Origin of the sequence: Trabulsiella odontotermitis, assembly GCF_001297775.1 — a bacterium.
GTDB lineage: Bacteria > Pseudomonadota > Gammaproteobacteria > Enterobacterales > Enterobacteriaceae > Trabulsiella > Trabulsiella odontotermitis.
Map to the genome: position 1 here is coordinate 93823 of NZ_LIFX01000013.1, position 11968 is coordinate 105790.

The following is an 11968-nucleotide window of genomic DNA, read 5'->3' on the forward strand; positions in this document are numbered from 1 at the left end:
TACCAACAGATGGCTGTCACTATCATATATCAGAATAGCGAAGATTGCTGCGGGATCGCAGGAGCGGCGCCGACATCGGGCAGCGCAGCACGGAGATCGCGCCATAGCGTATCCACCAGTTCCGGTGCCTGGGCGATGTCCGGTGTATGTAGAAAAAGATAGGGAGTCGTGTTACTTGCCCACTGCGGCAGCGTTTTCAGCCACACAGCAAATAATTCGCGGTTTTGCGCCATGTCATCGCTGCCGATAAAGCGCACCAGCGGATTGTGCGCCGTCACGATGGCATGGACAGGCACTTTCGGTTTTTTACGCTGCGCCGCAATGATCGTTTCACTGTGTGGAATGGCGCTGTGCACCGGACGGCTGTCTAAAATCACCCGATTCACGCCTCGCTGCATCAGGCCTCGATTCAGTGCCGTCTCCGCCTCGCCTTTGGCGAAAAAGAGCGGATGACGGACTTCTACTCCGTAGGTGAATGTTTTCGGCAGCGTGTCGAGAAAACGCCACAGGGCAGGGAGATCGGTCGGGCCAAAGGTCGCGGGCAACTGCAACCAGTACTGCCCGATGCGCGCCGCCAGCGGAGCGAGGCGATCGAAAAACTCCGCGGTAAGATCGTCGCAATGACGCAGCGAAGCCTGGTGGGAAATGGTGGCTGGAAATTTAAAGCAGAAGCGAAAATCATCGGTGGTTTGCTCATACCAGCGCGCGACAATATCCGCCTTCGGCAGGGCATACAGCGTCGTGTTGCCTTCCACACAATTAAAATGGCGGGCGTACTCTTCCAGACTGGTAATGCCGAGCCGCACCCATTTCGGGTGCGACCATTGCGGCAGGCCTATGTAAATCATAGCGCTGCGAGAATCTCCTCTGTGCTGCGCAAGCGGGAAATCCGCGGGAAGATGTGTGTTACCGAGTGCTGGTGCTGTTCCGCCTGAGCGGCGCTGCAGGCATCTTCGGCGATGACCAGCGAGAAACCCAGTTCCCAGGCGTTACGCGCGGTGGATTCCACACCGACACTGGTTGAGATCCCACAGAGGATGATGGTTTCAATGCCGCGGCGGCGCAGCTGTAACTCCAGATCGGTGCCGTAAAACGCGCCCCACTGACGCTTAGTGATTTCGATATCACTGTCCTGTTTTCCCAGCGCCGGCGGGTAAGTCCACCAGTTATCGGGCAAGGCGCGGGTAGGTGCTGGGGCATCAACCGGTTGTTTCAGCGCGTCGCCGTAATCCGCCGACCAGCCGACGCGCACCAGCGCGACTGGCGAGCCCTGCTGACGACATTTTTGCGCCAGTTTTGCAGCGTTCGCCACCACATCGCTGGCGGAGTGTGGCCCACCCGCATGTGGCAGAATCCCTTCCTGGAGATCAATGACCACCAGTGCCGTGGTTTTTGCGTTCAGTTTCAACATCGTTATCTCCATAACCTCAGAATTTTAAGGCTTCACCTTACGCTGAGAGGCGGGCGGTCAGCGCAACAAATTTTGTTAATTTTTGTGAGAACGCGCAACAAGCGTACAGCAAACGCGCGTCTGGTGCGCGATGCACTTATCGTACGGCAGAATTTCCAGTATAATAGCCCCCTTTTTTCATCCAGTTGTGACATTCAGCTAAAGCTGCGACAGTAGTGCCTGCGAGGCAGGCGACAATCGGCCTGCGGCTAAGTTAAGGGAACTCTCATGCGTACAGAATATTGCGGACAGCTGCGTCAGTCCCACGTCGGGCAGCAGGTGACGCTATGTGGTTGGGTCAACCGCCGTCGTGATCTCGGAAGCCTTGTTTTTATCGACATGCGTGACCGCGAAGGTATCGTTCAGGTGTTCTTCGATCCGGATCGCGAAGATGTATTTAAGCGAGCGTCCGAACTGCGTAACGAGTTCTGCATCCAGATCACCGGTACCGTACGTGCCCGTGACGGGAAAAACATCAATCGCGATATGGCGACCGGTGAAGTCGAAGTATTTGCGACTGAACTCACCATCATCAACCGTTCCGAACCGCTGCCGCTGGATTCAAACCAGGTCAACACCGAAGAAGCGCGTCTGAAATACCGCTATCTGGATCTGCGTCGCCCGGAAATGGCTCAACGCCTGAAGACCCGCGCCAAAATCACCAGTTTCGTACGCCGCTTTATGGACGATCACGGTTTCCTTGATATCGAAACCCCGATGCTGACCAAAGCGACGCCGGAAGGCGCCCGTGACTATCTGGTGCCTTCGCGTGTGCATAAAGGCAAATTCTATGCGCTGCCGCAATCACCTCAGTTGTTCAAACAGCTGCTGATGATGTCTGGTTTTGACCGCTACTATCAGATCGTAAAATGCTTCCGTGACGAAGACCTGCGTGCTGACCGTCAGCCAGAATTTACCCAGATTGATGTGGAAACCTCTTTCATGACTGCGCCGCAGGTGCGTGAAGTGATGGAAGCGATGATCCATCAACTGTGGCTGGAAATCAAAGGTGTGGATCTGGGCGCATTCCCGGTGATGACCTTTGCTGAAGCCGAGCGTCGTTACGGTTCCGATAAACCGGATCTGCGTAACCCGATGGAACTGGTGGACGTTGCTGATCTGCTGAAAGACGTTGAATTCACCGTCTTCTCCGGTCCGGCGAACGATGCCAAAGGCCGCGTTGCGGCACTGCGCGTACCGGGCGGTGCCAGCTTAAGCCGTAAGCAGATTGACGACTACGGCAACTTCATCAAAATCTACGGCGCGAAAGGTCTGGCTTATATTAAAGTCAACGAGCGCGCAAAAGGTCTGGAAGGGATCAACAGCCCGGTGGCAAAATTCCTTAACGCGGAAATCGTGGAGACTATCCTTGAGCGTACTGGCGCGCAGGATGGCGATATGATTTTCTTCGGTGCGGACAACAAAAAAGTGGTTGCCGATGCACTTGGCGCGCTGCGTCTGAAACTGGGTAAAGACCTGGGTCTGACTGACGAAAGCAAATGGGCGCCGCTGTGGGTTATCGACTTCCCGATGTTCGAAGACGACGGCGAAGGCGGTCTGACTGCGATGCACCACCCGTTCACTTCACCGAAAGACATGACCGCCGCTGAGCTGAAAGCTGCGCCGGAAGATGCGGTGGCGAATGCTTACGATATGGTCATCAACGGCTACGAAGTGGGTGGCGGTTCCGTACGTATTTATAACGGTGAAATGCAGCAAACCGTGTTTGGCATTCTCGGTATCAACGAGCAGGAACAGCGTGAGAAGTTTGGCTTCCTGCTGGACGCGCTCAAATTTGGTACCCCGCCGCATGCGGGGCTGGCGTTCGGTCTTGACCGTCTGACCATGTTGCTGACCGGCACGGACAACATCCGCGACGTTATCGCGTTCCCGAAAACGACAGCAGCGGCCTGTCTGATGACCGAAGCACCGAGCTTTGCCAACCCGACGGCGCTGGCCGAGCTGGGTATTGAAGTGATTAAAAAGGCAGAGAACAACTGATATGGCCTATAAGCGTCCCGTTTCTGTTCTGGTTGTGATTTACGCACAAGATACGAAACGGGTGCTGATGCTACAGCGGCGCGACGATCCCGATTTCTGGCAGTCGGTCACCGGCAGTCTGGAAGAGGGCGAAACCGCGTTGCAGGCCGCCGCGCGTGAAGTAAAGGAAGAGGTCGCCATTGACGTGACGTCCGAGCCACTGGCCTTAATTGACTGTCAGCGCACGGTGGAGTTCGAGATTTTTTCGCATTTACGTCATCGCTATGCGCCGGGCATTGAGCGCAATACGGAATCGTGGTTCTGTCTTGCGCTGCCACACGAACGGTCGATCGTGTTTAGCGAGCATCTGGCTTACCGCTGGGTCGACGCGGCAGATGCCGCCGCCATGACCAAGTCGTGGAGCAACCGGCAGGCGATTGAAGAATTTGTAATTAACGCTGCCTGAGAAGGCACGCTCTTTGAGGAAAACTTATGGCAGGTCATAGCAAATGGGCCAACACCAAACACCGCAAGGCAGCACAGGATGCCAAGCGCGGTAAGATCTTTACCAAAATCATTCGCGAGCTGGTAACAGCAGCGCGTCTGGGTGGTGGCGACGCGGGCTCCAATCCGCGTCTGCGTGCGGCAATCGATAAAGCGCTGGCGAACAACATGACGCGCGACACCCTGAACCGCGCCATCGCGCGTGGCGTCGGCGGTGACGAAGACGCGAACATGGAAACCATCATTTATGAAGGTTACGGCCCTGGCGGCACTGCCGTGATGGTGGAATGCCTGTCTGATAACCGCAACCGTACCGTGGCGGAAGTGCGTCATGCGTTCAGCAAGTGCGGCGGCAACCTCGGTACAGATGGCTCCGTGGCTTACCTGTTCAGCAAGAAAGGGGTGATCTCCTTCGAAGCGGGTGACGAAGACACCATCATGGAAGCGGCGCTGGAAGCGGGTGCCGAAGACGTTATTACTTTTGATGACGGTGCTATCGACGTCTACACCGCGTGGGAAGAGATGGGTGCCGTTCGCGACGCGCTGGAAGCGGCTGGTCTGAAAGCAGACAACGCGGAAGTGTCGATGATCCCGTCCACCAAAGCGGACATGGATGCCGAAACCGCGCCGAAACTGCTGCGTCTCATCGATATGCTGGAAGACTGCGATGATGTGCAGGAAGTTTATCATAACGGTGAAATTTCCGACGAAGTTGCCGCAACACTATAATGTTGCTGCATAGGCCGCTAACCGGAGGCGCGTGATGGCCATTATTCTCGGCATTGACCCGGGTTCGCGCGTCACGGGTTATGGCGTGATCCGCCAGGTAGGTCGCCAGTTGACCTATCTCGGCAGCGGTTGTATTCGTACCAAAGTTGATGATTTACCGTCCCGGCTGAAGCTGATTTACGCGGGCGTGACGGAAATCATCACCCAGTTTCAGCCAGATATTTTTGCCATCGAACAGGTATTCATGGCGAAAAACGCCGACTCGGCGCTGAAGCTCGGGCAGGCGCGTGGGGTGGCTATCGTCGCGGCAGTGAATCAGGATCTGCCGGTGTTCGAATACGCAGCGCGTCAGGTGAAGCAAACGGTGGTCGGTACCGGCGGGGCGGAGAAGAGTCAGGTGCAGCATATGGTGCGTACGCTGTTGAAACTCCCGGCTAATCCGCAGGCGGACGCCGCCGATGCGCTGGCCATCGCCATCACCCACTGTCACGTCAGCCAGAACGCGGTGCAAATGAGTGAAACGCGGTTAAATCTGGCACGAGGGCGGTTACGATAATCACAAATCAGGCTGGATATCTATCCAGCCTTTTTTTATTATGGCAGCAGTTACTCTTTTAACGTGCAGGAGCGTCATGTGATAGGCAGACTCAGAGGCATCATTCTCGAAAAACAACCCCCGTTGGTGTTACTCGAAGCGGGAGGCGTGGGCTATGAAGTCCATATGCCTATGACCTGTTTTTATGAACTGCCTGACGTTGGCAAAGAAGCGGTGATCTTCACCCAGTTTGTGGTGCGTGAAGATGCGCAATTGCTGTTTGGTTTTAACAACAAGCAAGAGCGCACGCTGTTTCGCGAGCTGATCAAAACCAACGGCGTCGGTCCGAAACTGGCGCTGGCCATTCTCTCCGGGATGTCGGCGCAGCAGTTCGTCAACGCTGTCGAGCGCGAAGAGGCAGCAGCGCTGGTCAAACTGCCGGGCATTGGTAAGAAAACGGCTGAACGGTTGATCGTCGAAATGAAAGACCGCTTCAAAGGTCTGCATGGCGACCTGTTTACCCCGGCGGCGGATCTGGTGCTGACGTCACCGGCCAGCGCCACCGATGGTGACGCCGAACAGGAAGCGGTTGCTGCGCTGGTTGCGCTGGGCTATAAACCTCAGGAAGCCAGTCGGATGGTAAGCAAAATTGCGAAACCAGACGCCAACAGTGAAACCCTGATCCGCGAAGCGCTTCGCGCCGCGTTGTGAGGTAAAGGATGATTGAAGCAGACCGTCTGGTCACAGCAGGCAGTACCAGCGAGGAAGAGGTGGTGGATCGCGCCATCCGTCCTAAGCTGCTTGAAGAGTATATCGGCCAGCCGCAGGTTCGTTCACAAATGGAGATTTTTATCCAGGCGGCGAAGTTGCGTGGCGATGCGCTCGATCATCTGCTGATTTTCGGCCCGCCAGGGCTGGGAAAAACCACCCTGGCGAATATTGTCGCCAATGAGATGGGCGTGAATTTGCGTACCACTTCAGGCCCGGTGCTGGAGAAAGCGGGTGATCTGGCGGCGATGCTCACCAACCTCGAACCGCACGACGTACTGTTTATCGACGAAATTCACCGCCTTTCACCGGTGGTGGAAGAGGTGCTCTATCCGGCAATGGAAGACTACCAGCTCGATATCATGATTGGCGAAGGGCCTGCGGCACGCTCTATTAAAATCGATCTGCCACCGTTTACGCTGATTGGCGCGACAACCCGCGCTGGTTCGCTGACGTCGCCGTTACGTGACCGCTTCGGCATCGTCCAGCGGCTGGAGTTTTATCAGGTGCCGGATCTGCAGCACATCGTTGGCCGCAGCGCGCGCTATATGGGGCTGGAACTGAGCGAAGAGGGCGCGCTGGAAGTGGCCCGTCGTTCCCGTGGCACGCCTCGTATTGCGAACCGTCTGCTGCGCCGCGTGCGCGATTACGCCGAGGTTCGCCATGATGGCACGATCTCGCTGGAAGTCGCCTCCCAGGCGCTGGACATGCTGAACGTCGATGTCGAAGGGTTTGACTATATGGACCGCAAGCTGCTGCTGGCGGTGATTGATAAATTCTTCGGTGGGCCGGTAGGGCTGGACAACCTCGCCGCCGCGATTGGCGAAGAGCGTGAAACCATCGAGGATGTCCTGGAGCCGTACCTGATCCAGCAGGGCTTTTTGCAGCGTACGCCGCGCGGGCGAATGGCAACCGTGCGGGCGTGGGATCATTTCGGCATTAAACCACCAGAACTGCCATAAGCCGCAATGGCTTTGTAGCCCCGGTAAGCGCAGCGCCACCGGGGAAATGCCCGTTACTGCGCGGTTTTCTTCATCATGCTGAAAATAAACAACAGCGCCGCGCAAAGCACCACTGACGGGCCTGCTGGCGTGTCATAAATCGCCGAGAACGTTAATCCGCCCGTTACCGCAATCATTCCCACACCCACGGCAACTGCGGCCATCTGTTCTGGCGTGCGGGCAAAACGCCGCGCGGTCGCCGCCGGAATAATCAGCAGCGAGGTGATGATCAGCGCGCCGACAAACTTCATCGCCACACCAATGGTCAGTGCCGTCACCAGCATCAACAGCAGTTTCACTCGCTGAAGTTTCACGCCGTCGACAAACGCCAGATCCGGGCTGATGGTCATCGACAGCAGATTGCGCCATTGCCACAGTAAAATACCTACCACCACCGCAACCCCCAGCGCGATAGAGAGCAAATCTTCCGGCGTCACGGCCAGCAGATCGCCGAACAGATACGCCATTAAATCGACCCGTACATTGGCCATCAGGCTCACCACCACCAGACCAAGCGACAGCGCGCTGTGCGCCATAATGCCCAGCAACGTATCAATCGCGAGTTGCGGACGGCGCTCCAGCCAGACCAGCCCGGCGGCCAGCAGCAGGGTGACGGCAATCACCGCATAGAAAGGGTTTACATCGAGCAGTAAGCCGAACGCGACACCCAGCAACGAGGCATGCGCGAGGGTATCGCCAAAGTACGACATGCGGCGCCACACGACGAAAGAGCCGAGCGGACCCGCCGCGCAGGCGAGCATAATCCCGGCCAGCCAGCCGGGAAATAATAATTCAATCATGGACGACCATTTCCCCGACGCAGAATGATGTGACCTTGCAGGTCATGACGATGATTATGATGATGGCGGTAGATGCCCAGTTGCTCAGCGCCACGAGGGCCAAACATAGACATAAATTCAGGATGCAGGGCGACCACTTCCGGCGTACCGGAGCAGCAGATGTGATGATTAAGACACAGCACCTCATCGGTTTTCGCCATCACTAAATGCAGATCATGGGAGACCATCAGCACGGCGCAGTCCAGCTCCTGACGCAGCTGATTGATGAGATCGTACAGTGCCACCTGACCGTTGACGTCAACCCCTTGTGTGGGTTCGTCGAGCACCAGTAGTTGCGGGCGATTCAGCAAAGCCCGCGCCAGTAATACGCGTTGCGTTTCGCCGCCGGAGAGTTTTTGCATCGGCGCATCGATGAGATGACCAGCCTGTACACGTTTGAGAGCAGGGAGAATATCCGCTTTACGCGCACCGGGGCGCAGGCGTAAAAAGCGGCTGACAGTCAGCGGCAGCGTGGCGTCGAGATGCAGCTTCTGTGGTACATAACCGATGCGCAGTTTACCTTCACGCATCACTACGCCTTCATCCGGCGTAATAAGCCCTAGCACCACACGCACCAGTGTCGATTTGCCAGCACCGTTCGGGCCGAGCAGCGTCAAAATCTTCCCCGGCTTCAGTGTCAGGGAGATGTCAGAAAGCACGCGTCGTTGACCAAAAGTGACCGAGACGTTGTCCAGCGTTACAAGATTCGTCATTTTAATAAAAGGGTTGCGCTCGAATGGAAATGTTATAATATCACATTCCCCACAGACAATACGAATAGTAGACGCATTATGTTACATAAAAATACGCTTCTTTGCGCAGGCATTTCCGCTGCGTTGCTGGCTGGTGCGGCTCTGCCGGTAAATGCTGCCGTCGTCGCATCCCTTAAGCCAATCGGGTTTATCGCCTCCGCCATTGCAGACGGCGTGACCGAAACGCAGGTGCTGCTGCCTGATGGCGCGTCTGAGCATGATTATTCACTCCGTCTATCTGATGTAAAACGCTTACAAAATGCAGACTTAGTGGTCTGGATTGGTCCGGAGATGGAAGCGTTTATGGACAAGTCAACGCAAAGCATTGCGGCAAACAAGAAGGTAACGATTGCGCACCTCGAGGGTGTGAAACCGTTGCTCATAAAAGGCGTCGATGACGACGATGACGATCATGGACACGACCAGGGACATGATGAAAAAAGTGACGAGCATCACCATCATGGCGATTACAACATGCATCTTTGGCTCTCGCCAGAGATAGCGCGCCTCTCAGCGGTTGCAATCCACGATAAATTAGTGGAACTTATGCCGCAAAGTCGGGTCCGGCTCGATGACAACCTGAAAGCGTTTGAAGATAATTTAGTTAACGCCGATAAACAGGTTACTGCTGCGCTGTCACCGCTGAAAGGAAAAGGGTATTTCGTTTTTCATGATGCCTATGGCTACTACGAAAAACACTACGGCCTGACCCCGCTTGGTCATTTTACCGTCAACCCGGAAATACAGCCTGGTGCACAGCGTTTACATGAAATAAGAACACAGTTGGTTGAGCAAAAAGCGACTTGCGTTTTTGCTGAGCCACAATTCAGGCCAGCCGTCGTAGAAGCTGTTGCCAGAGGGACGTCCGTGCGCATGGGAACCTTAGACCCTCTTGGAACAAATATCACGTTGGGGAAAACGAGCTACGCGCAGTTTCTCACCCAACTGGCGAATCAGTACGCGAGCTGCCTGAAGGGAGATTAATGAGGAAGTGAATACGTGCAACAGATAGCCCGCTCTGTCGCCCTGGCATTTAATAACTTGCCGCGACCTCACCGCGTAATGCTGGGGTCGCTTACCGTTCTTACTTTAGCGGTCGCCGTATGGCGACCCTATGTTTACCACCCCGAATCCGCACCGATTGTCAGAACCATTGAGCTGGAAAAAAACGAAATCCGCTCGCTGTTGCCCGAAGCCAGTGAACCTATCGATCAGTCAGCACAGGAAGATGAAGCCATTCCGCAGGATGAGCTGGATGACAAAATCGCCAGCGAAGCCGGTGTGCATGAATATGTGGTATCAACCGGCGACACGTTAAGCAGCATTCTGAATCAGTATGGTATTGATATGGGTGATATCGCCCAACTGGCGAGCGCCGATAAAGACTTGCGTAACCTGAAAATTGGTCAACAGCTTTCCTGGACCCTGACCGCCGAAGGCGATCTGCAGCGTCTGACCTGGGAAATATCCCGCCGTGAAACCCGCACCTACGATCGTACCGCGACCGGTTTCAAAATGAGCAGCGAAATGCAGCAGGGCGACTGGGTTAACAGCACCCTGAACGGTTCCGTTGGCGGCAGTTTTGTCGCCAGCGCACGCGCAGCGGGCCTGACCAGCAGTGAAGTAAGCGCGGTGATCAAAGCCATGCAATGGCAGATGGATTTCCGTAAGCTGAAAAAAGGTGACCAGTTCTCAGTGCTGATGTCCCGTGAAATGCTGGACGGCAAACGTGAACAGAGCCAGTTGCTGGGCGTGCGTCTGCGCTCCGGGGGCAAAGATTACTACGCGATCCGCGCCGAAGACGGCAAGTTCTACGACCGCAACGGTACCGGCCTTGCAAAAGGCTTCCTGCGTTTCCCGACCGCGCGCCAGTTCCGCGTCTCCTCCAACTTTAATCCGCGTCGCCAGAATCCGGTAACGGGCCGCGTCGCGCCTCACCGTGGCGTTGATTTCGCCATGCCGCAAGGCACGCCGGTGCTTTCTGTTGGTGACGGTGAAGTGGTGGTGGCAAAACGCAGTGGCGCCGCCGGGTATTACGTTGCGATCCGTCACGGCCGCACCTACACCACGCGCTATATGCACCTGCGTAAAATGCTGGTGAAACCGGGTCAGAAAGTGAAACGTGGCGACCGCATCGCGCTGTCCGGTAACACCGGGCGTTCGACGGGGCCGCATCTGCACTATGAAGTGTGGATCAACCAGCAGGCGGTCAACCCGCTGACGGCGAAACTGCCGCGCACCGAAGGGCTGACCGGCGCCGATCGCCGCGATTACCTGGCGCAGGCGAAAGAGGTGATGCCGCAGTTGCGTTTCGATTAGAACCTGTCATTTCTGAGGCCGGTGCCGTCGCGCACCGGCTTTTTGTTTTGTGCGATAGCGGACACCTCGCTACACTATCCCATTATCTTTATTTGCTGGCGCAACTGTGAACCTGCATGGAAACGAAAAAAAATAATAGTGAGTTTATTCCTGTCTTTGAAAAATCCTTTTTGCACCCGCGCTTCTGGGGATCCTGGCTGGGCGTTGCCGCTTTCGCGGGCATTGCGCTGACGCCGCCGTCTTTCCGCGACCCCATACTGGGTAAGCTTGGCACGCTGGTCGGGCGACTGGCCCGCAGTTCACGCCGTCGTGCGCAAATTAACCTGCTTTATTGCTTCCCCGAGAAGAGCGAGCAGGAGCGGGAAGCGATGATCGACGCAATGTACGCCACTGCGCCGCAGGCGATGGTGATGATGGCCGAGCTGGGCCTGCGTGATCCAAAGAAGATCATGCAGCGCGTAGACTGGCGCGGTAAAGAGATCATCGATGAGATGCAGCGCAATAACGAGAAAGTGATATTTCTCGTGCCGCACGGCTGGGGTGTGGATATTCCGGCGATGTTAATGGCGTCGCAGGGGCAGATGATGGCGGCCATGTTTCACAATCAGGGGAATCCGGTCTTTGATTACGTCTGGAACACCGTCAGGCGCCGTTTTGGCGGCCGTATGCACGCGCGTAACGACGGTATCAAACCGTTTATCCAGTCAGTGCGCCAGGGTTACTGGGGGTATTATCTGCCGGATCAGGATCATGGTGAGGAGCACAGCGAATTCGTTGACTTCTTTGGCACCTACAAAGCGACGTTACCGGCGATTGGCCGCCTGATGAAAGTGTGTCGCGCCAGAGTGGTGCCGCTGTTTCCTGTCTACGATGGTAAAACCCACCGCCTGACGGTGGAAGTGCGTCCGCCGATGGACGATCTGCTGAAAGCGGATGACAATACCATCGCCCGCCGGATGAACGAAGAGGTGGAGATTTTTGTCACTCCCCATCCTGAACAGTACACCTGGATCCTCAAGCTGCTGAAAACCCGCAAACCGGGTGAAATTGAGCCTTATAAACGCAAAGAGCTGTTCCCGAAGAAATAAAAA

13 protein-coding genes are annotated in these 11968 nt (G+C 55.9%); 9 read left to right on the forward strand and 4 right to left on the reverse strand.

Features of this window, described 5'->3' with window-relative positions; genetic code table 11:
- Positions 1-29: 29 nt before the first annotated feature.
- Positions 30-848, reverse strand: coding sequence for a DUF72 domain-containing protein (locus AOY23_RS17900; RefSeq protein WP_054180661.1), 819 nt, complete (start codon positions 846-848; stop codon positions 30-32).
- Complete coding sequence (locus AOY23_RS17905; protein WP_038153492.1) at positions 845-1411, reverse strand: hydrolase; 567 nt, start codon at positions 1409-1411, stop codon at positions 845-847. Before AOY23_RS17905 ends, AOY23_RS17900 begins: the two co-directional genes overlap by 4 nt.
- Before the next feature lie 267 nt (positions 1412-1678).
- Here AOY23_RS17905 and aspS point away from each other — a divergent pair, with 267 nt between their 5' ends.
- From aspS to ruvB, 6 genes are all read left to right on the forward strand, one after another.
- On the forward strand, positions 1679-3451 hold the full coding sequence (gene aspS, locus AOY23_RS17910; protein WP_054180660.1) for an aspartate--tRNA ligase: 1773 nt from the start codon (positions 1679-1681) through the stop codon (positions 3449-3451).
- A gap of 1 nt (position 3452) precedes the next feature.
- Complete coding sequence (gene nudB, locus AOY23_RS17915; protein ID WP_038153495.1) at positions 3453-3896, forward strand: dihydroneopterin triphosphate diphosphatase; 444 nt, start codon at positions 3453-3455, stop codon at positions 3894-3896.
- Positions 3897-3922: 26 nt separating this feature from the next.
- Complete coding sequence (locus tag AOY23_RS17920) at positions 3923-4663, forward strand: YebC/PmpR family DNA-binding transcriptional regulator (protein WP_054180659.1); 741 nt, start codon at positions 3923-3925, stop codon at positions 4661-4663.
- Between the two features lie 34 nt (positions 4664-4697).
- Complete coding sequence (gene ruvC, locus AOY23_RS17925; protein ID WP_054180658.1) at positions 4698-5219, forward strand: crossover junction endodeoxyribonuclease RuvC; 522 nt, start codon at positions 4698-4700, stop codon at positions 5217-5219.
- Positions 5220-5297: 78 nt separating this feature from the next.
- Positions 5298-5909 carry a Holliday junction branch migration protein RuvA gene (ruvA, locus tag AOY23_RS17930; RefSeq protein ID WP_038153498.1) on the forward strand — a complete coding sequence of 204 codons (612 nt, stop codon included), beginning with the start codon at positions 5298-5300 and terminating at the stop codon, positions 5907-5909.
- Between the two features lie 8 nt (positions 5910-5917).
- Positions 5918-6928 (forward strand): Holliday junction branch migration DNA helicase RuvB, encoded by a 1011-nt coding sequence (gene ruvB / locus AOY23_RS17935; protein ID WP_038153500.1) that lies wholly within the window; start codon positions 5918-5920, stop codon positions 6926-6928.
- A 53-nt stretch (positions 6929-6981) separates the two neighbouring features.
- Here the strand turns inward: ruvB and znuB are convergent, their stop codons facing one another.
- Entirely contained in the window at positions 6982-7767 is a 786-nt protein-coding gene (znuB, locus tag AOY23_RS17940) for a zinc ABC transporter permease subunit ZnuB (RefSeq protein ID WP_054180657.1), read from the reverse strand.
- Positions 7764-8519 carry a zinc ABC transporter ATP-binding protein ZnuC gene (gene znuC / locus AOY23_RS17945; RefSeq protein ID WP_054180656.1) on the reverse strand — a complete coding sequence of 252 codons (756 nt, stop codon included), beginning with the start codon at positions 8517-8519 and terminating at the stop codon, positions 7764-7766. The genes znuB and znuC overlap by 4 nt, the downstream gene beginning before the upstream one ends.
- Positions 8520-8597: 78 nt before the next feature.
- Between znuC and znuA the strand changes: the two genes are divergently transcribed.
- From znuA to lpxM, 3 genes are all read left to right on the forward strand, one after another.
- On the forward strand, positions 8598-9542 hold the full coding sequence (znuA, locus tag AOY23_RS17950) for a zinc ABC transporter substrate-binding protein ZnuA (protein WP_054180655.1): 945 nt from the start codon (positions 8598-8600) through the stop codon (positions 9540-9542).
- Positions 9543-9557: 15 nt separating this feature from the next.
- Positions 9558-10877 carry a murein DD-endopeptidase MepM gene (gene mepM / locus AOY23_RS17955; RefSeq protein ID WP_072171050.1) on the forward strand — a complete coding sequence of 440 codons (1320 nt, stop codon included), beginning with the start codon at positions 9558-9560 and terminating at the stop codon, positions 10875-10877.
- 116 nt (positions 10878-10993) lie between these two features.
- The gene (gene lpxM, locus AOY23_RS17960) at positions 10994-11965 is read left to right on the forward strand and encodes a lauroyl-Kdo(2)-lipid IV(A) myristoyltransferase (RefSeq protein ID WP_054180653.1); all 972 of its coding nucleotides are present in this window, start codon (positions 10994-10996) and stop codon (positions 11963-11965) included.
- Positions 11966-11968: the final 3 nt, after the last annotated feature.